General features: G+C 71.8%; 24 protein-coding genes and 2 pseudogenes. 7 read left to right on the plus strand and 19 right to left on the minus strand.

The genetic code is table 11. The features are described from left to right. A pseudogene (locus ALA01S_RS34830) lies at window positions 1-153 on the plus strand (response regulator); the annotation flags it as partial. A gap of 56 nt (window positions 154-209) precedes the next feature. Continuing rightward, window positions 210-2,150 (plus strand): hybrid sensor histidine kinase/response regulator, encoded by a 1,941-nt coding sequence (locus ALA01S_RS17270; protein ID WP_066338677.1) that lies wholly within the window; start codon window positions 210-212, stop codon window positions 2,148-2,150. A 78-nt stretch (window positions 2,151-2,228) separates the two neighbouring features. Here ALA01S_RS17270 and ALA01S_RS17275 read toward each other — a convergent pair whose 3' ends face one another. From ALA01S_RS17275 to ALA01S_RS17300, 6 genes and pseudogenes are all read right to left on the minus strand, one after another. Continuing rightward, the gene (locus tag ALA01S_RS17275) at window positions 2,229-2,426 is read right to left on the minus strand and encodes a YqaE/Pmp3 family membrane protein (protein WP_066338681.1); all 198 of its coding nucleotides are present in this window, start codon (window positions 2,424-2,426) and stop codon (window positions 2,229-2,231) included. A 148-nt stretch (window positions 2,427-2,574) separates the two neighbouring features. Further along, a complete protein-coding gene (locus ALA01S_RS17280; protein ID WP_066338683.1) occupies window positions 2,575-2,973 on the minus strand; it encodes a GFA family protein in 399 nt (132 codons plus the stop codon). Between the two features lie 408 nt (window positions 2,974-3,381). Continuing rightward, entirely contained in the window at window positions 3,382-3,792 is a 411-nt protein-coding gene (locus ALA01S_RS17290; RefSeq protein ID WP_066338686.1) for a carboxymuconolactone decarboxylase family protein, read from the minus strand. Window positions 3,793-3,894: 102 nt separating this feature from the next. Further along, complete coding sequence (locus ALA01S_RS17295; RefSeq protein ID WP_066338688.1) at window positions 3,895-4,296, minus strand: hypothetical protein; 402 nt, start codon at window positions 4,294-4,296, stop codon at window positions 3,895-3,897. A gap of 59 nt (window positions 4,297-4,355) precedes the next feature. Then, a pseudogene (locus tag ALA01S_RS33155) lies at window positions 4,356-4,484 on the minus strand (methyl-accepting chemotaxis protein); the annotation flags it as partial. 228 nt (window positions 4,485-4,712) lie between these two features. Further along, window positions 4,713-5,003: a hypothetical protein gene (locus ALA01S_RS17300; protein WP_157119086.1), complete on the minus strand. Its 291-nt coding sequence runs from the start codon at window positions 5,001-5,003 to the stop codon at window positions 4,713-4,715. A 329-nt stretch (window positions 5,004-5,332) separates the two neighbouring features. Between ALA01S_RS17300 and ALA01S_RS17305 the strand changes: the two genes are divergently transcribed. Both ALA01S_RS17305 and ALA01S_RS35230 read left to right on the plus strand, forming a co-directional pair. Beyond that, complete coding sequence (locus tag ALA01S_RS17305) at window positions 5,333-5,518, plus strand: CsbD family protein (protein WP_066338781.1); 186 nt, start codon at window positions 5,333-5,335, stop codon at window positions 5,516-5,518. A gap of 17 nt (window positions 5,519-5,535) precedes the next feature. After that, window positions 5,536-5,736, plus strand: a complete 201-nt coding sequence (locus ALA01S_RS35230) for a hypothetical protein (RefSeq protein ID WP_066338697.1) — start codon at window positions 5,536-5,538, stop codon at window positions 5,734-5,736. 76 nt (window positions 5,737-5,812) lie between these two features. On the opposite strand, the gene ALA01S_RS17315 is transcribed toward ALA01S_RS35230, so the two are convergent. The 6 genes from ALA01S_RS17315 to ALA01S_RS17340 all read right to left on the minus strand — a co-directional run bounded on the left by ALA01S_RS17315 (window position 5,813) and on the right by ALA01S_RS17340 (window position 11,401). Further along, window positions 5,813-7,093, minus strand: coding sequence for an NRAMP family divalent metal transporter (locus ALA01S_RS17315; protein WP_066338699.1), 1,281 nt, complete (start codon window positions 7,091-7,093; stop codon window positions 5,813-5,815). Further along, window positions 7,093-7,896, minus strand: a complete 804-nt coding sequence (locus ALA01S_RS17320; protein WP_066338701.1) for a metal ABC transporter permease — start codon at window positions 7,894-7,896, stop codon at window positions 7,093-7,095. The genes ALA01S_RS17315 and ALA01S_RS17320 overlap by 1 nt, the downstream gene beginning before the upstream one ends. Further along, window positions 7,893-8,816, minus strand: a complete 924-nt coding sequence (locus ALA01S_RS17325) for a metal ABC transporter substrate-binding protein (RefSeq protein WP_066338704.1) — start codon at window positions 8,814-8,816, stop codon at window positions 7,893-7,895. Before ALA01S_RS17325 ends, ALA01S_RS17320 begins: the two co-directional genes overlap by 4 nt. A 24-nt stretch (window positions 8,817-8,840) precedes the next feature. After that, the gene (locus tag ALA01S_RS17330) at window positions 8,841-10,271 is read right to left on the minus strand and encodes a hypothetical protein (RefSeq protein WP_066338707.1); all 1,431 of its coding nucleotides are present in this window, start codon (window positions 10,269-10,271) and stop codon (window positions 8,841-8,843) included. Between the two features lie 80 nt (window positions 10,272-10,351). Continuing rightward, a complete protein-coding gene (locus ALA01S_RS17335) occupies window positions 10,352-10,693 on the minus strand; it encodes a hypothetical protein (protein ID WP_066338710.1) in 342 nt (113 codons plus the stop codon). A gap of 96 nt (window positions 10,694-10,789) precedes the next feature. Next, window positions 10,790-11,401, minus strand: coding sequence for a peroxiredoxin (locus ALA01S_RS17340; protein ID WP_066338712.1), 612 nt, complete (start codon window positions 11,399-11,401; stop codon window positions 10,790-10,792). Window positions 11,402-11,464: 63 nt separating this feature from the next. Here ALA01S_RS17340 and ALA01S_RS17345 point away from each other — a divergent pair, with 63 nt between their 5' ends. Continuing rightward, window positions 11,465-12,124, plus strand: coding sequence for a UPF0149 family protein (locus ALA01S_RS17345; RefSeq protein ID WP_238455841.1), 660 nt, complete (start codon window positions 11,465-11,467; stop codon window positions 12,122-12,124). Window positions 12,125-12,193: 69 nt separating this feature from the next. Here ALA01S_RS17345 and ALA01S_RS17350 read toward each other — a convergent pair whose 3' ends face one another. Further along, complete coding sequence (locus ALA01S_RS17350) at window positions 12,194-12,808, minus strand: DUF938 domain-containing protein (protein WP_066338783.1); 615 nt, start codon at window positions 12,806-12,808, stop codon at window positions 12,194-12,196. Window positions 12,809-12,915: 107 nt separating this feature from the next. Here ALA01S_RS17350 and ALA01S_RS17355 point away from each other — a divergent pair, with 107 nt between their 5' ends. Continuing rightward, a complete protein-coding gene (locus tag ALA01S_RS17355; protein ID WP_066338719.1) occupies window positions 12,916-13,275 on the plus strand; it encodes a hypothetical protein in 360 nt (119 codons plus the stop codon). A gap of 150 nt (window positions 13,276-13,425) precedes the next feature. Next, complete coding sequence (locus ALA01S_RS17360) at window positions 13,426-13,647, plus strand: glycine zipper 2TM domain-containing protein (RefSeq protein ID WP_066338722.1); 222 nt, start codon at window positions 13,426-13,428, stop codon at window positions 13,645-13,647. Between the two features lie 289 nt (window positions 13,648-13,936). Here the strand turns inward: ALA01S_RS17360 and ALA01S_RS17365 are convergent, their stop codons facing one another. The 6 genes from ALA01S_RS17365 to ALA01S_RS17390 all read right to left on the minus strand — a co-directional run bounded on the left by ALA01S_RS17365 (window position 13,937) and on the right by ALA01S_RS17390 (window position 22,769). Then, on the minus strand, window positions 13,937-14,989 hold the full coding sequence (locus tag ALA01S_RS17365) for a DnaJ C-terminal domain-containing protein (protein WP_169805949.1): 1,053 nt from the start codon (window positions 14,987-14,989) through the stop codon (window positions 13,937-13,939). 268 nt (window positions 14,990-15,257) lie between these two features. Further along, entirely contained in the window at window positions 15,258-18,560 is a 3,303-nt protein-coding gene (locus ALA01S_RS17370; RefSeq protein WP_066338728.1) for a PAS domain S-box protein, read from the minus strand. Between the two features lie 168 nt (window positions 18,561-18,728). Then, window positions 18,729-19,337 carry a tRNA-uridine aminocarboxypropyltransferase gene (locus ALA01S_RS17375; protein ID WP_066338731.1) on the minus strand — a complete coding sequence of 203 codons (609 nt, stop codon included), beginning with the start codon at window positions 19,335-19,337 and terminating at the stop codon, window positions 18,729-18,731. 92 nt (window positions 19,338-19,429) lie between these two features. Further along, window positions 19,430-19,768 (minus strand): zinc ribbon domain-containing protein YjdM, encoded by a 339-nt coding sequence (locus ALA01S_RS17380; protein ID WP_066338734.1) that lies wholly within the window; start codon window positions 19,766-19,768, stop codon window positions 19,430-19,432. Between the two features lie 142 nt (window positions 19,769-19,910). After that, complete coding sequence (locus ALA01S_RS17385; RefSeq protein WP_066338736.1) at window positions 19,911-20,528, minus strand: FMN-dependent NADH-azoreductase; 618 nt, start codon at window positions 20,526-20,528, stop codon at window positions 19,911-19,913. Between the two features lie 123 nt (window positions 20,529-20,651). Continuing rightward, on the minus strand, window positions 20,652-22,769 hold the full coding sequence (locus tag ALA01S_RS17390; RefSeq protein ID WP_066338738.1) for a putative bifunctional diguanylate cyclase/phosphodiesterase: 2,118 nt from the start codon (window positions 22,767-22,769) through the stop codon (window positions 20,652-20,654). Window positions 22,770-22,894: the final 125 nt, after the last annotated feature.

Here is a 22,894-nt window from a genome sequence, read left to right on the forward strand (position 1 = left end):
GTGCGCAGCTACTCGCTGGGCGTGAACGCCTACGTCGTCAAGCCCGTGGAGTTCAAGCCATTCATCACCGCCATTGCCGACCTGGGCATGTTTTGGGCGGTGCTCAACGAACCTCCCCCGGGCTCGGTGCGGGCCACGCGGCGGGGGGACTGATCTTGGAAAGGCACGTGATGGGCGCAACAGGCGCAAAGAGCGCAACAGAGGCGGCCATGGCCGAACCGCGCGGACGGGGGCTGCAGGTGCTGCTGCTGGAGGATTCGCGCTTCGACGCCGAGCTCATCGGCGAGTGCCTGCGCGAGCACTACCCGAGCTCGCGGCTGCAAGTGGTCAGCGACGAGGCGGGCTTTGCCGCGGCGCTGGCGGCAGCCCCGCAGCCGCAGCTCGTGCTGTCGGACTACGAGCTGCCGGGCTTCAGCGGCGCGCAGGCGCTGGAGCTGGCGCGCGTGCTGGCACCGCAGGTGCCCTTCATCTTCGTCTCCGGCGTCATCGGCGAGGACAACGCCGTGGAGCTGCTCAAGCGCGGCGCCACCGACTACGTGAGCAAGAGCCGGCTGCAGCGGCTGCCGGTGGTGGTGGAGCGCGCGCTGCGCGAGGTGGCCGAGCGCGACGGGCGCGACCGTGCCGAGCGCCAGTTGCGCGAGGCCGACGCGCTGCACGCCCGCGTGGTGGACGCGCTGCACGACTACGCCGTGATCGTCCTGGACCGCGAGGGCTGCATCCGCAGCTGGAACCGCGGCGCGCAGGACGTGTTCGGTTTTGCACGCGAGCAGGTGCTGGGCCACCGCGCCGACCTGCTCTACACGCCGCAGGACAGGCGAGCCTTCGTCTTCGAGGACGGGCTGCAGCAGGCGCTGGCCCAAGGCAAGGCCACGGACGCGCGCTGGATGATGCGCCGCGACGGCTCCCAGCGCCGCGTCGAGGGCCTGACCATGCCGCTGCACGGCGGCGCCGCCGGCGAGCCCAGCGGCTTTTGCAAGGTGCTGCACGACGTGACCGAGGCCCACGCCCACGAGGCGCGGCTGCGCGCGGCCAAGGAGGAGGCCGAGCAGGCCAACCAGGCCAAGGACCGCTTCCTGGCCATGCTCTCGCACGAGCTGCGCACGCCGCTCACGCCCATCTCCTCGGCGGTGTACCTGCTGGAGCAGGTGGCGCAGATCCCGGCGCAGTACCGCAAGCTGCTGCCCATGATCCGGCGCAACGTGGCGCTGGAGGCGCGGCTGATCGAGGACCTGCTCGATCTCACCTCCATCAACGCCGGCAAGCTCACGCTGCACCTGCAGCCCGTGGACATGCACCGCCTGGTGCAGGCCGTGGCCGAGATGCTGGCCGAGGAGGTCGCCACCAAGCGGCTGCAGCTCACGCTGGCGCTGCAGGCCCCGCACAGCGTGGTGATGGCCGACGAGGCGCGCATGCAGCAGGTGCTGTGGAACGTGGTGCGCAACGCCATCAAGTTCACGCCGGAGGGCGGGCGCATCACGCTGCGCACGGCCTCGGTGGACGGCGGCTTCACCGTCACCTGCACCGACGACGGCATCGGCATAGACGCCGCGGCGCTGCCGCACCTGTTCACGCCCTTCCGCCAGGGCGACAGCGACACGACGCGGCGCTTTGGCGGACTTGGGCTTGGGCTGGCCATCGCGCGCGGGCTGGTGGGCGAGCATGGCGGCAGCATCGAGGCCGCCAGCGACGGCTTGGGGCTGGGCACGCGGGTGACGATACGCGTGCCGGTGTCGCTGCAGCCGGCGCAGTCGGCCGACGCGCCGGCCGCGCCCTCGCTGGCCGAGGACGACGGCACGCGGCTGCTGCTGGTGGAGGACAACGAGGACGCGGCCGAGGCCATGCGGCTGTCGCTGGAGGACCTGGGCTACCGCGTCACGCACGTGGGCACGCGGGCGGCCGCGCTGTCCGTGGCGCGCGAGCGGCACTTCGACGTGGTGCTGACGGATTTGGGATTGCCCGACGGCAGCGGCATCGACGTGGGCCGCGCGCTGTGCGGGAGCTGCCCGGTGATTGCGCTCAGCGGCTACGGCGCGCCCTCGGACGTGGAGCGCTCCACGCGCGCGGGCTTTTCAGGCCACGTCGTCAAGCCTGCCGACCCCAGCGCCGTGCACACGCTGCTGCAGCGTGTGCTTGCGCAGCGCGCGGCCTGAATTTCAAAAGGCCGTTGCCGGAAAGTCTTTGTTTTCCAGCCGCCCGCCGCCCGCCTGGTTTTCAGGCCCCACTGAAAATCAGGCCGATGGCCGGCGCAGGGCGCTTTCTATTTTCTTGTCCGTCTTGTATTGGCTCAGCGCATAAACCGCCCAAATGGCCGCCGGCAGCCAGCCTATGAGCGTGACCTGCAATATCAGGCAAATGATGCCGGAGATGGGCCGGCCGATCGTGAAGAACACGACGAAGGGCAGGAATATGGCAAGCAGCAGGCGCATTTTGAATCCTTGAATACGGGCCACGGAGGGAGCCGGAAGGTCAGCCGCAAAATGAAAATTTTTCCCCCGGCATGCCTTGTTGCATCGACTCCATCGGGAGCCAATGGTTCCCCGAAGGTCACAGAGCAAATTCCTGGCCCACAAGGCATCAGGTTTTCATGCGCACGGTGGCATATCCGGGCAAACCATCGTCCATGGAAATCCAGGGCAATTGCCGGGAAACCCAGGTATGGTCGGCGGGCGGGCATTGCTCCGGCTGGTCCAGCGTGCAAATCGTCACGTCGATTTCTTCCGGCAAATCGGAGTTTTCAAATGTCAACGCACTGCCGCAATCCTTGCAGAAACTGCGCATGCCTTGGGCACTGGAAGAAAACCGGGCCGGTGTGCCCTGCACCAGCCGGAATTCATGCTTGGGCACGCTGAACCAGGCCACCAGCGGCGCACCGCTGGCGCGGCGGCAGGTGGCGCAATGGCACATCGTCAAATTGAAGGGCGTGCCGCCTGCTTCATAGCGGACGGCGCCGCACAAACATCCGCCGGTGAGCATGCTGGAAACTCCTGTTGCTGCTCACGGCATGATGCAGCCGTCCCGAACGGGAACGGACGAAAAGGCGCGCGGAATACAGGCTTATATATTCCGCAGGCAGCGGCCCCGCGGGGCCGATTCAAATACGTTTCAATAAAGATATGTCAGGTTGTGACTTGACGCCCATTCCAGCGCGAAATCCACCGCGCCCGGCTTCAAGGTATCCATTGCCATCCACAGCCACAGCAGCGCAACGCTCATGACGAACTCCCTGGTGACGCCCCACAGAGCACAAGCCGTGCCTGCGGTGGATTCATCGTAGCGCGCACGCACCGCCGGGTCACGGTTCGAGATGTGGATTTTTTCTCCTGGGAATTGTGTCCCGCACCGCCCACCGGCCACCCGTGACAAATGGCCTGGCGGGCCGCTTCAAGGCCGCCCGGTTTCAGCCGCCTGCTGCCCGCGCTCGTCCAGTTCCGCGAAAACCTCCTTGGCCACCAGCAGTGCATTGACCGCGGCGGGAAATCCGGCGTACACGGCCATTTGCATGATGACTTCCACGATGTCCTGCCGGCTGCAACCCACGTTGAGCCCGCCCTGGATATGGGCGCGCAATTCCTTGGGCGAATGCCCCAGCGTCACCAGCGAGGAAATCGTGGCGATCTGCCGCTCGCGCGGCGACAGGATGCCGCGCGCGTAAATGTCGCCGTAGGGAAACTCGATGATGAAGCGCGCGAATTCCGGCGCAATGTCGCCCAAGGCCTTCATCACGCCTTCGCCTATATGGCCGTGGATACTGGAAAGCGTGGCCTGGCCGCGCTGAAAACGATCTGAATCCATGAGGAGGCGCCGAGAGGAAAACCCGGGATTTTAAAAGCCCGGTGCCCCCGGCGCGGCGGACGGCAAGGAGCTCAAGAGCGGCCCAAACCCGTACCCCGGCCTTCAGCGCAGGTTCCAGCGCAGCGTCATGACAGTGGCGCGCTCCAGCGCGTGCCAGCGGTGGTGCAAGCCCGCGCCCCAGGCCGCGAAGTCGCCCTGGCGGCGCAGCAGCACAGTGCGCAGGCCCTCGGGGCGGAAGTCCGGATGCGGGCTGAACTCGATGCGAAACAGCGACTCCCCGCTCACCAGCAGCGACACCGTGCGGCCTTCGCTCAGCGGCTTGCCCAGGCCGCTGCCGTCACCCGCGGGGTGGTCCCACCACTTCATGCACAGCCCGTCCAGCGGCTGCTCGCGCGGCACGTGCAGCAGCTCGCCCAGGCCGTGGCGCGTCCAGTCGCTGAAGCCCAGGAACCAGCCGGTGCCGCGGGTGTCTTGGTCGTAGGCGTTGCCGGTGATGAGGTCCATACGGGGGATGACTCCTGGGCGTTGAAGGGGTGCCGCCGTCCTCAGGACGACGAGGAGCGCAATGCCTCGTGTGAAATCTCCAACGCGCCCGCTTTTCCCTGGTGCGCCAGCACCGCATACAGCACCAGGCACTGCGAAGTGAAACGGCGCCGGCCGGAAAGGTTGATCAAATGCGAGCTGATATTCATGACTTGGCTCCCTGAGCTCCATGGAACGCACCAACAAATGGCAGTCTCGACCCAAATCAGGTGCTCGCAGCTTTCATACTCAAATTCATAACGGAATTGAATACCGTGAATTACTTCACGACCCTGGAATCAGAAGACAAGCATTTTCCATCCCGGAGAAGTACTCACGGCGGAATCAAGGGCGGGCATGCACTCGAAACCGGCAGCGGGCCTGCGAGGGGCCGCCGCTCAACGCGCGCGCTTGGGAGGACGGGGCGCGGCGGGCAGGAGGTCCGGTAGCGCAGCGGCGCGAGGCGGCGCCTCCTCTTCCTGGCCTTCTTCCTGGCCCAGCAGCAGCGCGGGCTGGTTGGCCGCACCCCATTGCGGCGGCCGGGTCGGCGGCGGTACCGGCTCCCACGCAAAGCGCTCGTCGGGCCGAGGCGCCTCCGGCGGCGGGCCGTCGTCCGCCGGCTCCACGCCCAGCCAGTCCAGCACGCGCCTGTGCCAGGGCGGGACGGGGGAAGAGGGTGGCGAGCTCATGCGGCTTGCGCTGCAAGTGCCAGGCCAAGTTTTTGTGCAATGCAGCATGCGTCCCGTGATGCGGGGGCCCAAAACCCCGGCGTTCCAGCATGCGGGAGCTGCCAACGCCATGCACCGTTGCCAGGCGGTCCAGGCCGTCGGCGTTTCACATCGTCCCACGCAAGCAGCGGTAAACCGGTTTCCGCCATCGGGAAAATCCCGCCGCCCCTTGAAAAATCTGCGGCCTGGGACTACGGGACAACGGCATGCGCGCCTACAGCGCAGGCCCGCGAACTGCTCCAGAGTGAAGCAACCGGCATGTGCCGGCCAACACCGACAAGGAGCACCGCATGAACAAGGATCAAGTCAAGGGCGTCGTGGACAACGCCAAGGGCCGCATCAAGGAAGCGGCAGGCGACCTCACCGGCAACCGCCAGATGCAGCAGGAAGGCCGCGCCGACCAGGTGGGCGGCACCGTGCGCAAGAACGTGGGCGACGCCAAGGAAACGGTCAAGCGCGGCATCGACAAGCTCTGAGCCGCAGCCCAGCGCGCATGACCCCGCATCAATCCCTTGCACGGCCGCAGCGGCGCATCCCGCCGCCGCTGTGGGCGCACGTGGTGCCGCCGGAGCCGGTGATGCCGCCGGGGCCCGCCCCGTCGCCGCTGCCGCCCGGCCCGGCACCGGTGGGCGACCCCATCAGCCCGCCGCCCGGCCCGGCCACGCCGGAGCCCCCGCCGCCCACGCCCATGTGAGCAGCGCCGCGCTCCTGGGACGCGCCCCCCGCAGGGCGTGGCCCCGGGACCGGCCGTTCTCCCCGGGACAGCAACTTCAGCCGCCGAGCAGGCTGGACAGCCCCATGAAGGCCACGGCCGCCGCCATCACGCCGGTGGCCAGCCAGCTCAGCCAGCGCAGGCGGCGGCTCATCACTTGCGCGCCCATGAGGCGGCGCGACTGGCCGATGAACAGCATGGCCACCATGATGGGCACGGCGATCACGCCGTTGGCCACCGCGCTCCATACCAGCGCGGACATGGGGTCCACCTCCAGCAGGCTGCCCAAGGTGCCCAGCACCGTGGCGGCGACGATGATCCCGTAGAAGCCCCGCGCCTCGTGGAAGCCGCGCGAGAGCCCGCCGGGCCAGCCCAGCAGCTCGCTCACCGCGTAGGCCGCCGAGCCCGCCAGCACCGGCACCGCCAGCAGCCCCGTGCCCACGATGCCCAGCGCGAACAGCCAGAAGGCGAAATCCCCCGCCACCGGCCGCAGCGCCTGAGCCGCCTGCGCGGCGCTGTCCACGTGCGCGCCCTGGCCGTGCAGCGTCACGCCCGCGGCCACCACGATGCACAGCGCCACCGCGTTGGAAAAGCACATGCCCACCACCGTGTCCACGCGTATGCGGCGCAGGAACAGCCGCTCGCGCGCCGGGTGCGGCAGCGTGCGGTCGCCCAACGGGGCGCGGCGCTTGTTTTCCACCTCCTGCGCGGCCTGCCAGAAAAACAGGTAGGGGCTGATGGTGGTGCCCAGCACGGCCACCACCATGGCGGCGTAGGCGCCCACGGACAGGTCGTCGCGCCAGGCCGTCCACGGCAGCAGCCCCTCGGCAGCCACCTCGCCCCACGGCACGCGCACGGCCAGCAGCACGGCCACGTAGGCAAAGAGGACGAGCGTCAGCCACTTGAGCAGCCGCACCGTGCGCTCGTAGGGGAAGAAGAGCTGCATGGCCACGCACAGGCCGCCCAGCGCCAGCACGTAGGGGGCGGACTGGCCGCCGGCCAGCAGCCGCACGGCCTCGCCCATGGCCGCGACGTCGGCGGCGATGTTGAGCGTGTTGGCCGCCACCAGCAGCGCCACCAGCGTCACGGTGACCCAGCGCGGGCACACGCGTGCGATGTTGGCCGCCAGCCCCTGGCCGGTGACCCAGCCGATGCGGGCCGACAGGAGCTGGATGCCGATCATCAGCGGCGTGGTCAGCAGCAGCGTCCAGGCCAGCGCGAAGCGGAACTGCGCGCCGGCCTGGGAGTAGGTGGCGATGCCGCTGGGGTCGTCGTCGGCCGCGCCCGTGATCAGGCCCGGGCCGAGCCGGCGCACGAAGCCGCGCAGCCCGCTGGCCATCACGGCGCTCCGTGCGAGGCGGCTTCCATCGCCGCCGACGGGCCGGCGCGGCGGCGCAGCAGCGCCGCGGCCGCCAGGGCGCACAGCGCCAGCGTCCAGACGACGACGGCGCCGGTAGGCCAGTCCAGCAGGGCGGACAGCGCCAGCCCAAGCACGTAGCCCGCCGCGCCCACCGCGTAGCCGGCCACCAGGCGCGAGCGGCCGCGCAGCGCCGTGGTCGCCAGCGCCGGGACGATGAGGCTGGAGAACACCAGGTACACGCCCACCAGTTGCACCGAGGCCGTCACCGCCAGCGCGAACAGGGCGTAGAAGCCCAGCCGCCCAAGCCGGCGCGGCAGCCCAAGCGCCATGGCGCCCAGCAGCAGCGCCGTGATCGCGGCCAGCACCCCGAGCTGCGAGGGCTGCACCCACAGGATCTGGCCGACCAGCAGGTCCTTGAGGTGCTCGCCGCCGTGGGGGTTGCCCGCCAGCAGCAGCAGCCCGGCGCAGGCGGCCAGGACGAAGAGCACGCCGATCAAGGCTTCCTGCTGGCGCGGGGCGCGCTTTTCCGTCCAGGTCAGCAGCAGCGCGCCCAACAGGGCCGCGCCCACCGCGGCGCCCTGCACGGCCAGCCCTCCCTCGGGCAGCCCCAGCGCGTCGGCCGCGATCACGCCCAGGCCGGCGATCTGCGCGATGGCCAGGTCGATGAAGACGATGCCCCGCTCCAGCACCTGCTGGCCCAGCGGCACGTGCGTGAGCAGCACCAGCAGCCCGGCCGCCAGCGCCGGGCCCAGGATGCCGGCGTCCAGCGCGTCCCAGTTCATCGCTTGGCGCCGGCGGCGGCCAGCAGCCGCCCAACGGTGTCGTCAAAGAGGCCGAACAAATCGTTGGCGGCGTCGCTGCCGCCCACGGTGAAGGGCAGTTTCACCGACGGGATGCCCGCATTGCCGCTGAGCCAGTCCGAGGCCTTGGGGTCCTGGTAGGCGGCGTGGATCACCATCTTGGCCGGCGTGTTCTTCAGCGCCGCCTGCACGGCCTGCAGTTGCGACACCGAGGGCTCCACGCCCGGCTTGGGCTCCAGCACCGCCACTTCCTTCAGGCCCAGCCAGTCGTAGAGGTAGGGGAAAGCCTTGTGCTGCGACACCACGGGCACGCCCTTGAGCGGCGCGGCCTGCGCGTTCCAGCGCGCCAGCGCCTGCTGCCAGCGCTGGCTGAAGGCGCGCTCGCGCTGCGCGTAGTCGGCGGCATGGGCGGCGTCGATCTGCTGCAGCCGGGTGGACAGCGCCGTGGCCACCAGGGCGATGTTGCGCGGGTCGGTCTGGATGTGCGGGTTGCCGGCGGCGTGCACGTCGCCCTGCGAGCGGTCCAGTTGCGTGGGCACCTCCAGCTTGCGCACGTAGGCCGCGGCCTCGAAGTAGCCGGGCTTGCCGGGCTGTATGGCGGCGTTGCCGGACTGCTGCAGCAGCAGCGGCAGCCAGCCCGTCTCCAGCTCGGCGCCGGTGCACACCACCAGGTCGGCGTTGCGCGCGCGGGCGATGAGGCTGGGTTTCGCTTGTATCTGGTGCGGGTCCTGGCGCGCGCTGGTGGCCACCGCCACGTCCACCGCCGGGCCGCCCAGCTCCATCGCCAGCGCCCCCCATTCCGGCTCGCAGGCCAGCACTTTTACATTTGCCTGGGCCTGCGCGGCCAGCAGGGCCAGGGGCAGCGCCACGAGGGCGCTCAGGACGAAATTGCGTTTCTTCATGTCGGAATCCGGTTCGGGGGCGAATCAATAGCCGTGGGCACCGTGCGCGCCCAAGCTCATCTGGTACTGCAAAAAGATCTGGTTGTCGGCCGCGCCCTCGCGTGCCAGGTCGCGCGCGAGCTGCAGGCGCACGCGCGAGAACTCGCTTGGGCTGTAGTCCAGCATCAACGAATGTTTTTTCGGCTGGAAGCCTGAGCCATCAAAGAGGCCGGCATGGGCGCCGTAGTTGGGCGAGCCCGCATCCAGCCGCTCGGTGCGCAGGCCCACGCGCCAGCGCGGCATGAATTGATAAATTCCCTGCACGTACCAGCCGGACTGCGTGACGCGGTAGTCGCCGGCCGACTCGGCCGGGCCGCCCAGGTCGTAGACCAGCGAGCCGCTGCGCCGCGCCTGCAGGACCTCGCCCTGCAATTTGAAATTCGTGCGCGTGGCGTTGCCCTCCGGCGCCCATTTCCACACCGCGTCGGCGATGTAGACGCGGGTGCGGCCGGTGAAGGCGGTGGCGATGCTGTCGTCGGCCGCCAGGCCCGTGAGCGCCTGCTCGCGCGCGCCGGCCTGCAGCACGGAGAGGCCCGCGCGCCAGGAGTGGCTGTCGCCGATGTCGCCGCCGGTGTGCACGCTCACCGAGCGCATGCCCGCGCCGTTGGCGCCGACGTCGCTGCCGGGGAAGCTGCGGCCGCGGCCCAGCTCGGCGCTGAATTCCAGCAGTTGGTCGGTGGGCGCGATCCAGCGCAGTTGCACGCCGTCGTCGCCGTACTGCGTGCCCAGCAGCGCCTGGTAGGCCAGCGGGTTGTCCACGAAGTCCCAGGTGTGGGCGTGCTGCGGGTTGAGGTAGCCGACGTTGGAGAAGAAGCGCCCGGCCTTGAGCGTGAGGCCGCTGCCCAGCGCGGTGGTTTCGACGAAGGCTTCCTCCACCGAGACGCTGTCGTCCGGGTGCAGCGCCGCGTGCAGGGCGCCGCGCCAGTAGGGGTCGATGCTGGCGGAGAAGGCCAGCTCCGACTCCGCCAGGCTCAGGCCGCGCGTGCCGGGGCCCACCTCGGCGTCCGGCGACAGGCCGAAGCCGCTGATGCGGTAGCCGGCCGGGTCGCGCGAGGTGCGCGTGACCAGGCCGGAGAGGATCAAGGAAACGGCCGGGTTGAAGGCGTTGGCGCCGCCGCCGGCAGGGGCCGCCGCGGCGCCGGGGCTCACGGAGGCGACGCCGGAGGCGGCAGGCGCGGCGGCCGGGTCGGCCGCGGTGGTGGCAGCGGCCGGCGCCTGGGCCGTGGCGCGCTCAGCCGCCTGCAGGCGCTGCTCCAGCGCCTGCAGCCGCGCCTCGTAGGCGTTGCGCAGGGTCTGGATCTCGTCGCGCAGCGACTGCAGCTCGTTGGCGGAGGTGGTGGATTGGGCGGCGGACTGCGCCGCCACCGGGCCGGCCATGGCCATCGCCACGGCAGCCGTCAGGATGCGTTGTTGCATGGGTGGGTCTTCAAGCAAAGGACGTTGCAAAGCACCGCGCCCGCGCAAGGCACAGGCGGGCCGGTACTGCTGAGGGACGTTCAGTGCGTGAAGACAGGGGGTGCGCGGCTGTCGTAGGCCGCGGCGAAGGGCGGCGCCCAGGCGCTGTCCACGGCCACCGCGGGCGCGGGCTGCCCAAGCCGCAGCGCCGGCAGCGCCGGCAGCGTGGCCGGCAGCGCGCCGGCGGCCACGGTGGCGGCGGTGATGCACAGCTCGCAGTGCGCCGCGTGCAGCGCCTGCTTGTCGTGCGGCGAGCCGCTGCCGCCGGCCAGGTGCGACACCGCATGCCCCGCCGCCACGGCCTGCGCCAGCGGCAGCAGCGCCAGCAGCAGCCACGCCAGGGCGCGCTGCAGCAGGGGGAGGCGGGAGAGGTGGCGTCGCATGGGAAGGGCGCGATCTTAGGGGCTGCGGATGAGCCGGCCCTTAAACGCGTGCCGCGCCGCGGTGCGGTCGCGGCGGCCATCGCGCCCAGGCGCGGCTCAGGGCTTGGGCACCTGAGCCGGTTGGACGGGTTGCGCGCGCTTCCAGTCCTGCACGGCCTTGAGCATGGCGTCGACGTGGCCGTCGGGGTTGAGGCTGGAGTACACGGCCATGACCTTGCCCTGCGGGCTGATGGCGTAGGAGATGCGGTCGGCCATGTCCCGCTTGACCCAGAGCGCGGCGTCGTAGGCCTTCATGACGCGCGCACCCGCGTCGGCGGCCACGGCAAAGCGGTTGCGGCAGGCCTCCACGGAGAACTTCTGCAGCGTGGCGATGTCGTCGTTGGACATGCCGATGACCGTGGCGCCCAGCGCCTCGAACACGGGCGTGGCCTCGGCGAAGGCATGCGCCTCCTGCGTGCAGCCGCTGGTGAAGGCGCGCGGATAGAAGTACAGCACCACCGGCCCCTTGCGCAGCGCCTCGGCCAGCTTGAAGTGGAAGGTGTTGCCGCCCAGGGCGGCGTCGGCGTTGAAGTCCGGCGCGGCCGCGCCCACGGGCAGCGCCGCGTGCGCGGCGGTGGAAAAAACGGTGGCGGCAACCGCGGTGGTGGCGGCGGCAAGCACCCGCGAAAGCGCGCCCAACGCGGTGCGGGATCGGTTCGTGAAACTCATGGCATGCGGCTCCTGGCGTCGGGTCAAGCACTGTAGCCGGCGGCTACACCACAATCCGGGCCCTTGACGCATTCCAGAAAGCACGACGTGGACTATCCGCAGTACGACCCTTCCCTGCCCGACCGGCCGCTCTCCGACGAAGAACTCTCCAAGCTGGACCAGGCGCTGCTGGCGCTGCCCGCCGACGAGGCCATGAACGTCGAGGCGCTGGACGGTTATTTGACCGCGCTGCTGCTGGCGCCCACGCCCGTGAGCACCCTCCCGACCGCGCGCTGGCTGCCGGTGGTCTGGGGCGGCGACGGCGAAGAAGGCAAACCCTTCCCCAGCAACCGCAAGCGCAAGGACACCGCCGTGCTGGTGCTGCGCCACCTGCACAACATCGCCACGCGGCTGAAGGAGACGCCGGACGACTGGGAGCCCGTGGTGAGCGTGGCCGAGGTCAAGGGCCGCGAGGTGGTGGACGCCGAGGACTGGTGCATCGGCTTCCTGCAGGCCACGGCGCTGGACCCCGAAGGCTGGGGCGCCCTCTTCGACGACCCGGACATCGGCGCCGTGCTGGCGCCCATCGTGCTGCTGGGGGGCGACGAGGAGGGGCTGTCGGACGCCGAGCGCGCGCGGCTGCAGGACCCGGAGGCCCGCGACGAGCTCAGCCGCGCCGCCGTGGAGTCGGTGCTGGCGCTGTGGGAGGCGCGCCACGCCGCCGACGAGGGCGAGGAGGCCTGACGCCGCGGCCCGCGGCGCCGCCCCCGCGAACCCGGTGTTAGACCGTCTAACACCCCCCGCCCGACCGCTTCAGCCGCCCGCGCGCAGGAAGACCAGCAGCAGGTTGTTGGCCGGCAGGGCCACGGACTCCTGGAAGCGCAGCCCCGCTTCGCGCGCCAGGTCGGCCACGTCGGCCAGGCGGCGCAGGCCCCACGCGGGGTCGCGCGCGCGCAGGTCGGCATCGAAGGCGAGGTTGCTGGGCGCGGTGGGCACGCTGTCCTGGATGAAGGGGCCGTAGAGGACCAGCGGCGCGCCGGCCTTGAGGTGGCGCGCCGCGCCACGCATGAGGCCCTCGCAGCAGGCCCAGGGGCTGATGTGGACCATGTTGGCGCAGTAGAGGGCGTCCAGCGCCGGCGGCACGCCGTCCCACTGCGGCGCGGCCACGTCCACGTGCAGCGGCGGCAGCACGTTGGACAGGCCGTCGCACCAGGCGGCGATGGAGGGCAGCACGCGCGCGTCGCCGTCGCTGGGCAGCCACTGCCAGTTGGGCAGCGCCCGGGCGAAATGCGCCGCGTGCTGGCCGCTGCCGGCGGCGATTTCCAGCGCCGTGCCGCCCGCGCCCGGCAGTACGCGTTGCAGCACTTGCAGGATGGGCTCGCGGTTGCGTTCGGCGGCGGGGCTGTGCAGGAGAGAAGAGGCTTGCATGGCACGCATGCTAGGCGCGGCACCGCTTGGGCCGGCCCAAGCGATGGGCATCGCGCTTGCCGCAAAGCGCGCCTCTTGGCCTTTCAGGCCGACAGGAGCTTGCTGCCATGCCCCCTCTTCCCACCATCACCACGGCCGCCACCACGCCGGTCACCGCGGCCCACCCCATCCCGGACGACGTCCACGAAGGCACGCCCGCCGCGCCGCAGAGCCCGCTGCAGCGCGCAGCCGAGCGGCTGCGGGCGCTCAAGCGCCTGGACGACCAGCGCCCAAGCGTGCCGGGCGAGCACTGGTTCGCTTTCGGCACGGGCGCGGCGCTGCTGCTGCGCGGGCGGCGCTCCTCCAGCGCGCTGCTGCGCACGGCGGCCACCGTGGGCGGGCTGCTGTTCATGGCGCGGGGCTTGAGCGGGCGCGACGGGCTGCTGGCAAGACTGCAGCAGCGGCCGGACCGGCGCCAGGACGACTGAGCCCGCGCCGTGACCCGGGAGGCGCCCTCCCCTGTCCGGTGTGGGCGCTATCCGACACGCGGCGGCGGCGCCGTCCGATGGCGGGCATGGGGGATGCCGGAGATGCTGTGTCCACGGCCGACATCCGGCCCCCAACAAACGGAGACCACCATGCGAAAGCTTCCCCAACGCCGCGGCCTGATGCTCGCCGCCACCCTCGTCACCGCGCTGCTGGCCGGCGGATGCGCCAGCATGGACCAGTGCTCCAAGAACACGGCCGTGGGTGCCGCCGTGGGCGGCGTGGCCGGCTCGGTGCTGACCGACCAGAGCACCCTGGGCACCGTGGGCGGCGCCGTGGCCGGCGGCGTGCTGGGCCGCGGGCGCGGGTGCTGAGCGGCTGACGGGCGCCCTGCTGTCCGGGAAAAGTTGTTCCGCCCGTCAGCCCCATGGCAAGGGCACATTGCACCCTGATTCGTCATACCCGCGAAAGCGGGTATCCACGCCGGCCGGGATGCTGGCGTTGGCTCTGGGCGATGCGTTCGAAGGCTGCGCTTCGGCGTTCGTGGATACCCGCTTGCGCGGGTATGACGAAGTAGAAAGCGAAGCGCCCGGGCTCACGGGATACGAGGACCTTCCCAGCTTTCTCCGGATTGCAGTGCGCCGTCCTCTCACTTTTCCCTTCCTACCCCACCTTCGCCTTCCACCGCACCACCTTGCCCTGCCACTCGTGCAGGGGCGTGCCCGGCGCGTGGCGCTGCGAGGCGGCCAGGCGTTCTATGAGCTGCTCCTGCTCGCGCGTGAACTGCGCGGGGAACAGCGGCTTCACGTCCACGATGTAGTGCCCGCGCGCGCCGCCGTGCTCCTTCGGGAAGCCCTGGCCGCGCAGCCGGTAGCGCAGGTGGCGGCGGTCCAGCCGCAACTGCTGCGGGCCGTAGAGGGTGGGCACGTCGGTCCAGCGGTTGGCCATCCACAAGAAGCCGTCCACCGGCATCTCGCAGTGCAGGGTGCCGTCGGCTTCCAGGCGGAAAAACGGGTGCTCGCGCAGAACGACGTGCAGCTTGAGCCGGTCGCCCTGCGTGCCGCCGGCCGAGAGGTCCAGCGTCTCGCCGTCGCGCAGGCCCGCGGGCAGGTCCACCGCGATCTCGTAGCGGCAGCGCCCAAGCTCGCCTTGCCCGTCGCAGGCCTCGCAGGCCAGCCGCGCCAGGCCGTCGCCCTGGCACTCGCCGCAGGTCTCGAAACCCGCTACCCAGCCGAAAAAGTTGCGCCGGCCTATGCGCCCAACGCCGTGGCAGGGCTCGCACGGGCGCGGGCTGTGTCTGAAACCCACGCCCTCGCAGGCCACGCAGCGCTCCACGTGGCGCCCGCGCAGCACCATGCGCCCGCCCGCGGCGGCCTGCTCCAGCGTCAATTTCAATTTGCGCTCGATGTGCCAGGGCGGGCGCGGCGGCTGGGGCGGCTGCGTCCAGCCGCCGCCGGACGCGGGCTTGGCCGACCGCGCGGCCGGCTGGGGCGCAGGCTGCGCGGGAGCGGCCGGCGGCGCCGCGTCGTCGGCCTCCAGGCCTTGGCGCAGCAATTCAAAGGCGGTGTTGATGCGCTGCATGCGCACCAGCGCCTGTGGGCTGGCGTTGCGGTCCGGGTGCCATTGCGACACCAGGCGCCGCCAGGCGGCCTTGATTTCGTGGTCGCTTGCGCCGGCGGCCAGTCCAAGCTCGGCGTATGCGTCGTCGGTCCCCATCCCCATGCTGTCCTTGTCGGCCCGCCGCGTGAAACTGCAAAGCGGCGGCAGCCGGGGATGGTAGCCCAGGGGCTGCAAGCCGCCGCCTGCACCCGAGTGCGGCGCTGCCCTGACGCAAACGAAGGGCCGCCGCCATCCCCGGACCGTCCCCGGCGCGCCCCCGGGCGGCGGGGGATGGTGGCTGCGGACGCAAGCATCGGCCTCAGGCGGCCGGCAACACCCCAAGGTTGAAATCCATCGCGCGGGCGCCGTGGCCGTTGTGCCGGTGTCAGGCGGCCGCCGTGCGGCCCAAGGGCTCCAGCGCGAACAGCTCGTCCAACTGCTGCGGCGCCACGGGCTTGGTGAGGTGCCGGTCGAACCCCGCTTCCAGCGCGGCCTGCTTGTCCTGCGCCTGCCCCCAGCCGGTGAGCGCCACCAGCAGCAACGCCGCGCCACCGGGCTGCGCGCGGATGCGGCGCGCCACCTCGTAGCCGCTGATGCCCGGCAGGCCGATGTCCACGATGGCCAGCGCCGGGCGGAACGCCTGCGCCAGCGCCACGGCGGCCAGCCCGTCGTGCGCGGTGCGCACCTCGTGGCCCTGCAGCTCCAGCAGCAGCGCCAGGCTTTCGGCGGCATCGGGGTTGTCGTCCACCACCATGACGCGGCGCGCGGCAGCCTGCGGCGCGCCCGCGGGCGCGCCGTCGTCCTGCTGCGGCGCCACGGCGCCGGGCTGCGCCGGCAGCGGCAGCCGCAGCTCGAATTCGCTGCCGCACCCCGCACCCTCGCTGCGCGCGCTCAACTGCCCGCCGTGCAGCACGGCCAGCGCCCGCGCCAGCGCCAGGCCCACGCCCAGGCCGCCGTGCGTGCGCTCCAGCGCGGGCTGCACCTGGGAAAACATGTCGAAGATGTGCGGCAGGTGCTCGGCGGCCAGCCCTATGCCGTTGTCCGTGACGGTGACGACCACTTCGCCCGCGGCGCCCTGTGCCTCCCCTGCGCCCTGGTCGCCGCTTTCGGCCCCGTCGCCCTCCTTGTTCTCCTCGCGCCGCACGGCCAGCGCGATGCGCCCGCCCTGCGGCGTGTACTGCGCGGCGTTGTTGAGCAGGTTGAGCAGCAGTTGCGTGAGGCGCGCGGCGTCGCCCACCAGGTGCAGCGGCTCCTGCGGCAGCGACACGCCGAGCGCATGGCGCCGCGCCTGCATCTGCGGCAGCGCGGCGTCCACGGCGCCCTGCACCACCTCCGACAGCGCCAGCGGCTCGCGGCGCAGCTCCAGGCGACCCTGGCTGATGCGGGCGATCTCCAACAAGTCGTCCACCAGCCGCGTGAGCTGGCGCAACTGCCGCTGCAGCAGCTCGTGCGACCAGCGCAACTGAGCGTCCTCGGCCGGCAGGCGCAGGCGCTGGATTTCCAGCGCGTTGCGCATGGGCGCCAGCGGGTTGCGCAGCTCGTGGGCCAGGGTGGCGAGGAACTCGTCCTTGCGCCGCGCGGCGTGCTGCAGCTCGGCGTTCAGGCGCTGCAGCTCCTGCTCGGCGCCCTTGCGCTCGGTGATGTCTATGCCCAGCCCGTAGAGCATGGCCGGCTGCCCGGCGGCGTCGGCCACGATGCGGCCGCGCCCTTCCATCCAGCGCCACTGCCCGCCGGCATGGCGGAAGCGGAACTCCACCGCGTAGTCGCCCGCCTGGCGTATGCCCTCTTGCACGGCGTCGCGCACGGCCTCGCGGTCCTCGGGGTGGAGCAAGGCCAGGAAGTCCGCCTCGCTGCCGCCGAAGCTGCCCGGCGCCAGGCCGAAGATCTCCTCCAGCTCGTGGCTCCACCACTCGCACCCGGTGGAGAGGTCGCGCGACCACGCGCCCATGCGCCCGGCGCGCATGGCCAGGCCCAGCACGTCGCGGCTCTCGCGCAGCCGCGCCTGGGCATGCGCCGTCTCCAGCGCGAACCAGGTGCGCTGCGCGAGCTGCTCCACCAGCGCGATCTCGTCGCGCTCCCAGCGGCGCGGGCCGCGCTGGTGCACGGACAGCGCGGCGACGAGCTTGCCGTCCTTGACCAGCGGCACGCACAACTGCGCCACCAGCCCAAGCGCGGCGTAGGCCGCGCGCGTGCCGCCGTCGGCCAGCCGCGGGTCGCTGCGCACGTCTTCCACCACGAAGGTTTCACCGGCGGACAAGGCCTGGCGCAGCGCGAGGCCGAAGTCCGCCATGCGGTGCACGCCGGCGATGCTGGGCACGCCGTCGGCGTAGTCGTGCAGCACGCGGGCATGGCGGCCGTCGTCCTCGAACTCGGCGTACAGGCAGCGGCTGGCCCCCAGGTGGCGGCCCAGGCGCTGCGCCACCTCGCGCTGCACCGCGCGCGGGTCGCGCTGCGCGGCCGTGGCCTCGTGCATGGACACCAGCAGTCGGTGCAGCGCCTCGCTGCGGCGCAGCGCCTGCTCGACCTCGTGGCGCTCGCTCACGTCCAGCAGCACGCCGGTGGTGCGCACGGCGCGGCGCTGCGCCCCCTCGCCATCGAAGAGGGTCTGCGCGCGCGCGCTGACCCAGCGCAGCGCGCCGTCGGGGTGCAGCACGCGGTACTCCAGCGTGAACACGCCGTCACCGCGCGGGTCCTCGGCGGCGCGGCGGCGGCTTTCATACACCTCGCGGTCCAGGGGATGGACGGCGTCCCGCAGCGATTGGGCGTCCACCGCCAGGCGCGGCGGCCAGCCCAGCAGCTCACGCAGCTCGGCGCTGGCGTGCAGCGTGGCGGCGGCGTGGTCCAGGTCGAAGATGCCCATGTCCGCGGCGCGCACGGCCAGCGCCAGCCGCTCCTCGCTGCGCGCCTGCGCCTGCGCGGCGCGCATGCGCGCTGAAATGTCATGGACCATGACGGCGATGCCTTCCACGCGACCCTTTGGGCCGCGGTGCGGCACGTAGCTGGCCTCGATGCAGCGCCGGCCCGCGCCCCGGATGTAGAGCTCGGCCTCGTACTGCACGGCCTCGCCCGCGAGCACGCGCGCCATGCGCGGGCCCACGGCGCGCCAGGCGTCCTCGCCCACCACGTCGGCCACGCGGCGGCCCACGATGCGCTCGCGCGGCAGGCCGAACCACTGCTCGTAGGCCTGGTTGACGAAGCGGTAGCGGCAGTCGCCGTCCACGTAGGCGATGAGCGCGGGCACGTTGTCGGTGATGAGCTGCAGGCGCTCCTCGGCCTGGCGGCGCAGCGCCTGCGCGGCCTTCTCGGCGGTGATGTCGCGCGCCACCTTGGACACGCCCACCACGCGCCCGCTGCGGTCGCGCACGGGCGAGATGCCCAGCAGCACGTCGATGCGTCGGCCCGCGCGGGTGAGGCGCACGGTTTCGTGGTGCGCCACGCGCTCGCCGCCGGCCACGCGGCGCAGCATGGCCAGCGCCTCCTCGGTGCGGTCGTCGGGCACGATCAATGCCAAGGGATGGCCCAGGGCCTCGGCGGCCGTGTAACCGTACATGCGCTCGGCCCCGGCGTTCCAGGAGGTGATCACGCCGTCCAGCGTGGTGCTGAGGATGGCGTCGTCGGACGACGACACGATGGCTGCCAGCAGCGCCTGCATATCGCCGCTTGGGCAGCCGTGGGAACTCTCGGACATGGCGGCCTTTCCTCAGACGGTCGGCCTGCAGTGGCCCGGCCCCTCGCCGAACCGGCGCCGTCAGGCGGCCTGCCGCGTCCTTTGGGCCGGATAGAGGGCAAGCGGCATGCCGCCAGCCCGCGCGGGCCGTGGGCCCGCACCACGGGCCGGGAAATGAGCCTCAGGGTTTCATGAGCCGCAGCCGGGCGGCGCCGGGCCTGCGGCGCCCGCCGGCCGCTGGCGGGCCTGCACGTCCGCGACGAAGCGGCCAAAGGCGTCCAGCAGCGGCGCGGCCTGGAAGCAGGGGCCTTCGAGCATGGCCAGCGCCTGCACGGTGGCTTCCAGCGTGGAGACCTGGTCGGCCCGCCGCGCCGCGCGGATGGCGCGGTAGCGCGTGGGCTGCGGCGCGTCCAGCGACAGCCGCGGCAGCGCGGCCAGGGCGGGGTGTTCGAGCAGCATGCGCAGGCTCTTGCGCCAGGTCGCGTCGATCACGACGAGCCGCAGCGGCGCGCCGGCGGCCGGCGGGGCCGGCGGCGCGGGCGCGGCCGGCACGTCCGGGTAGAGCAGCCGTGCCTGCCTGCCGGGGCGGTGCAGCAGGGCCTGCAGCGCCGCGGGCTCGAAGCGCTCGCCGACCACCACCTCGCAGTGCGCCAGCGACAGCCGCAGCAGCGCCACGCTGTTCTTGGCCTGGCGCTGCTCCTGCGGGTGCTGAAGCACCAGCACCTCGGTGCGGTGGCCGGTGGGCCGCGCCAGCGCGCACAGGCAGGTGGCCTGCGGGCGCAGGCAGCGCGCGCACACCGCGCGGCGGTGCGCAGACGGGCCTGGATCGCCGGCCGGCCCGGCTCCGGAGCCAGTGCCGCCGTGGCCGGGCGGGGCCGGTTGCACCCGGCTCAAGCCTTCTTGACGAACTCGGACTTCAACTGCATGGCGCCGAAGCCGTCGATCTTGCAGTCGATGTCGTGGTCGCCTTCGACCAGCCGGATGTTCTTCACCTTGGTGCCGACCTTGATGGCGGTGGACGAGCCCTTGACCTTCAGGTCCTTGACGAGCGTGACCGTGTCGCCGTCCTGCAGCACGTTGCCGTGCGCGTCCTTCCACACGCGCTGGGCCGCTTGGGCCGGCGCGGCGTCGGGGCTCCATTCGTGCGCGCACTCCGGACAGACCAGCAGGGCGCCGTCTTCATAGGTGAACGCGGAGTTGCAGGCGGGGCAAGGGGGCAGGCTGCTCATGGGCGGATGAATTCTTCAGGAAGGCACGCCGGCCGCACTCACGGGTGGGTGCGGCCGGCAAAGCCTGGCAGGCGCTTGCACACGCCCGCGCAGGTCACGACCCCCGATTTTGCCGGCTCTCCTGACGGTGGCCGGCACCCGCTCAGGCCGCGACGGCCTCGCTGCCGGCCTGCTTGGCCTGCGCCAGCGCGGCGGCGCGGGCCTCGGGGCCCATGGCCACGCCCTCGGCGCGCACCACGTCCACGTCGGTGATGCCCAGGAAGCCGAAGACGGCGCGCAGGTAGGCCTCCTGGTGGTCCATGGCCTGTTCATAGGCCGTGCCGGCGTAGCGGCCGCCGCGGGCCGAGGCGACCACGACCTTGCGACCGCCGGCCAGGCCCACCGGGCCTTCGGCCGTGTAGCGGAAGGTGCGGCCGGCCTGCGCGATGCGGTCTATCCACGCCTTGAGTTGCGTGGGCACCGAGAAGTTGTACATGGGCGCGCCCACGATCACGACGTCCGCGGCCAGGAACTCGGCCAGCAGCTCCTCGGTGAGCGCCAGCTCGCGCGCCACAACCTCGCCCGTGGGAGCGGGGGCGCCGGGCGCGGGGCGCAGGGCCTGCAGCAGCTCGCCGTCCAGGTGCGCGATGGGCTGCGCCGCCAGGTCGCGGTAGGTCACTTGGGCGCCGGTGGCCTGGTAGGCCGAGGCCAGCGAGGCCGTCAGCTCGCGCGTTGCCGAGGCGCCACCGAGCGGGCTGGAATCCAGATGCAAAACCTTCATGGCGTACTCCGTTGAAATCCGTTGAAGCAGTTAATCACTGCATGGACAAAAGGATAGGTACGCCAAGCCCGGCCTCCATGTGGGAGGCCGTGAACGCTGAATTCTGGATTTTTGAAGGCTGGATCAGGCGCCGGCTTCGCGCAGCGCCTGGGGGGCTTCCGGCGGGCGCGGGCCGGCCTGGCGCTCCTGCAGCCACTGCAGCAGCGCGGCCGCGGGCATTGGGCGGGCGAACCAGTAGCCCTGCAGCAGGTCGCAGCCCAGCGCGGTGAGGGCTTGGGCGTGGGCGGCGGTTTCCACGCCCTCGGCCACGGTGCGCACGCCAAAGGCGGCGGCCAGGCCCACAACGGCGCGGACGATGTGCATGTCGCCCTCGTCGGTGAGCATGCGCCGCACGAAGCCCTGGTCGATCTTGAGCCACTTCACCGGGAGCTGGCGCAGGTAGTGCAGCGAGGAGTAGCCGGTGCCGAAGTCGTCCAGCGCGAAGCACACGCCCAACTGCGCGCAGGCCTCCATGGCCTGCGCCACGGCGGCCAGGTCGGCCAGCGCGGCGGTTTCCAGCACCTCCAGCTCCAGCCGCCCGCGCGGCACGCCGTGCTCGCGGGCCAGCAGCGCCACGCGCGACGTGAACTGCGGGTGCAGCAGCGTGGCGGCGCACAGGTTCAGGCTCAGCGACATGTCGTGGCCTTCGAGCGTCCAGCGCCCAAGCTGCGCCATGCCCTGCTCCAGCACCAGCCAGTCGATCTCGCACTCCAGCTCCGTGCCGTGGATCTGCGGCAGGAACTCGCCCGGCGTGAGCACGCCGCGCACGGGGTGCAGCCAGCGCAGCAGCCCTTCGGCGCCCACGGGGCGCTGGGTGCGCGCTTCCACCTTGGGCTGGAAGTACAGGCACAGCTCGCCGCCGAGCAGCGCCTCGTGCAGCGCCGTGGCGTGCTGCTCGCGCGCGGCCACCTCGGCCTCGTCGCCGACGACGAGGCACGCCAGGTTCTTGCCCTGGCGCTTGGCGCGCAGCATGGCCTGGTCGGCATTGCGCAGCAGCCGCTCCGGCGTGGTGCCGTGCTGCGGGAACAGCGCGATGCCCAGGCTGGCGGTCACGCGCGCCTCGCGCCCCATGAGGGTGTAGGGTGCGCCCAGCGTGGCGAGCACGCGCTCGGCCAGCGCGCCGACCTCGGCCTCGCTGGGCGCGTGGTCCAGGATGAGGACGAACTCGTCGCCGCCCAAGCGCGCCACGGTGTCGCCGGCGCGCAGGGCCAGGCGCATGCGCTCGGCGGCCTGCACCAGCAGCTCGTCGCCCACGGGGTGGCCCCAGGCGTCGTTGACGGCCTTGAAGCCGTCCAGGTCCAGCGAGCACACGGCCAGCGGCTCGCGACGGCGCTCGGCCTGCGCGATCTGCGTCTGCAGCCGGTCGGTGAGCAGCACGCGGTTGGGCAGCCCGGTGAGCGGGTCGTAGTGGGCCAGCCGCTCCAGCGTTTCCTGCTGGCGCTTGAGCCGGGTGATGTCGCTGAAGATGGCGACGTAGTGGGTGTGGCGCCCCTGCTCGTCGCGCACGGCGGAGATGCGCAGCAGCTCGGCCAGCAGTGCGCCATCGGCGCGGCGGTTCCAGATCTCGCCGCTCCACTGGCCGGTGGACAGCAGCTCGCCCCACATCGCCTCGTAGAAGGCCTTGTCGTGGCGGCCGCTGGACAGGAGGGCCGGCGTGCGGCCCAGCACCTGCTCGCGGCGGTAGCCGGTGATGTCCTGGAAAGCGGCGTTGACCTCCAGGATGCGGCCCTGCGGGTCGGTGATGGCGATGCCTTCGCGCGCACCGTCGAAGACGCTGGCCGACAGGCGCAGCCGCTCCTCGGTGGCGCGGCGCTCGCTCACGTCCACCAGCGTGCCGGCCACGCCGCGCACGAGGCCCTGGGCGTCCAGCGCGGGCCGCGCGGCGACCTCCACCCACTTGAAGTCGCCCCCGGCCAGCAGCAGCCGCAGCGTCTGGCGCCATTCGGCCTGGTCGCCCTCCAGCAGCGCCAGGCAGCGGCCTTGCGCGCTGTCGCGGTCCAGCGGGTGCACATCCTGCAAGAAGGCGCACCCCAGGCTGGAAAGGGGCTCGCGGCCGCTCAAGCCGGCCCAGGACGGGTTGAGAAAAGCCCAGCGCCCCTGGACATCGATGCGGAACACCACCTCGCGCAGGTTGTGGACGACGCAGGACGCATCGGCCGTGGCGGCAGCGGATTCGGGGCGACAGGGGGACTGAAAATTCATGCCGGAAACGAAACGGCCGCCGGATGCGGCGGCCAACGGGTATTTTTCGCCCGCACGGCCGGTCTGGCCGTTTTCTTACCAGTGGTGTCGTGAAAGGCGTCACGGCAGCGGCGAGCGCGCTGTGC

This window comes from Azohydromonas lata NBRC 102462 (assembly GCF_001571085.1).
Taxonomy (GTDB): Bacteria; Pseudomonadota; Gammaproteobacteria; order Burkholderiales; family Burkholderiaceae_C; genus Azohydromonas; species Azohydromonas lata.

What these genes read in the sequence shown, in the direction of transcription:
- ALA01S_RS17360 (WP_066338722.1), top strand. Translation starts at nt 13,426, where the DNA reads ATGCGAAAGCTTCCCCAACGCCGCGGCCTGATGCTCGCCGCCACCCTC.
- ALA01S_RS17370 (WP_066338728.1), bottom strand. Translation starts at nt 18,560, where the DNA reads ATGTCCGAGAGTTCCCACGGCTGCCCAAGCGGCGATATGCAGGCGCTG.
- ALA01S_RS17300 (WP_157119086.1), bottom strand. Translation starts at nt 5,003, where the DNA reads ATGAGCTCGCCACCCTCTTCCCCCGTCCCGCCCTGGCACAGGCGCGTG.
- ALA01S_RS35230 (WP_066338697.1), top strand. Translation starts at nt 5,536, where the DNA reads ATGACCCCGCATCAATCCCTTGCACGGCCGCAGCGGCGCATCCCGCCG.
- ALA01S_RS17270 (WP_066338677.1), top strand. Translation starts at nt 210, where the DNA reads ATGGCCGAACCGCGCGGACGGGGGCTGCAGGTGCTGCTGCTGGAGGAT.
- ALA01S_RS17390 (WP_066338738.1), bottom strand. Translation starts at nt 22,769, where the DNA reads ATGAATTTTCAGTCCCCCTGTCGCCCCGAATCCGCTGCCGCCACGGCC.
- ALA01S_RS17355 (WP_066338719.1), top strand. Translation starts at nt 12,916, where the DNA reads ATGCCCCCTCTTCCCACCATCACCACGGCCGCCACCACGCCGGTCACC.
- ALA01S_RS17295 (WP_066338688.1), bottom strand. Translation starts at nt 4,296, where the DNA reads ATGGACCTCATCACCGGCAACGCCTACGACCAAGACACCCGCGGCACC.
- ALA01S_RS17275 (WP_066338681.1), bottom strand. Translation starts at nt 2,426, where the DNA reads ATGCGCCTGCTGCTTGCCATATTCCTGCCCTTCGTCGTGTTCTTCACG.
- ALA01S_RS17315 (WP_066338699.1), bottom strand. Translation starts at nt 7,093, where the DNA reads ATGGCCAGCGGGCTGCGCGGCTTCGTGCGCCGGCTCGGCCCGGGCCTG.
- ALA01S_RS17305 (WP_066338781.1), top strand. Translation starts at nt 5,333, where the DNA reads ATGAACAAGGATCAAGTCAAGGGCGTCGTGGACAACGCCAAGGGCCGC.
- ALA01S_RS17365 (WP_169805949.1), bottom strand. Translation starts at nt 14,989, where the DNA reads ATGGGGACCGACGACGCATACGCCGAGCTTGGACTGGCCGCCGGCGCA.
- ALA01S_RS17290 (WP_066338686.1), bottom strand. Translation starts at nt 3,792, where the DNA reads ATGGATTCAGATCGTTTTCAGCGCGGCCAGGCCACGCTTTCCAGTATC.
- ALA01S_RS17320 (WP_066338701.1), bottom strand. Translation starts at nt 7,896, where the DNA reads ATGAACTGGGACGCGCTGGACGCCGGCATCCTGGGCCCGGCGCTGGCG.
- ALA01S_RS17280 (WP_066338683.1), bottom strand. Translation starts at nt 2,973, where the DNA reads ATGCTCACCGGCGGATGTTTGTGCGGCGCCGTCCGCTATGAAGCAGGC.
- ALA01S_RS17350 (WP_066338783.1), bottom strand. Translation starts at nt 12,808, where the DNA reads ATGCAAGCCTCTTCTCTCCTGCACAGCCCCGCCGCCGAACGCAACCGC.
- ALA01S_RS17340 (WP_066338712.1), bottom strand. Translation starts at nt 11,401, where the DNA reads ATGAGTTTCACGAACCGATCCCGCACCGCGTTGGGCGCGCTTTCGCGG.
- ALA01S_RS17325 (WP_066338704.1), bottom strand. Translation starts at nt 8,816, where the DNA reads ATGAAGAAACGCAATTTCGTCCTGAGCGCCCTCGTGGCGCTGCCCCTG.
- ALA01S_RS17380 (WP_066338734.1), bottom strand. Translation starts at nt 19,768, where the DNA reads ATGAGCAGCCTGCCCCCTTGCCCCGCCTGCAACTCCGCGTTCACCTAT.
- ALA01S_RS17330 (WP_066338707.1), bottom strand. Translation starts at nt 10,271, where the DNA reads ATGCAACAACGCATCCTGACGGCTGCCGTGGCGATGGCCATGGCCGGC.
- ALA01S_RS17385 (WP_066338736.1), bottom strand. Translation starts at nt 20,528, where the DNA reads ATGAAGGTTTTGCATCTGGATTCCAGCCCGCTCGGTGGCGCCTCGGCA.
- ALA01S_RS17335 (WP_066338710.1), bottom strand. Translation starts at nt 10,693, where the DNA reads ATGCGACGCCACCTCTCCCGCCTCCCCCTGCTGCAGCGCGCCCTGGCG.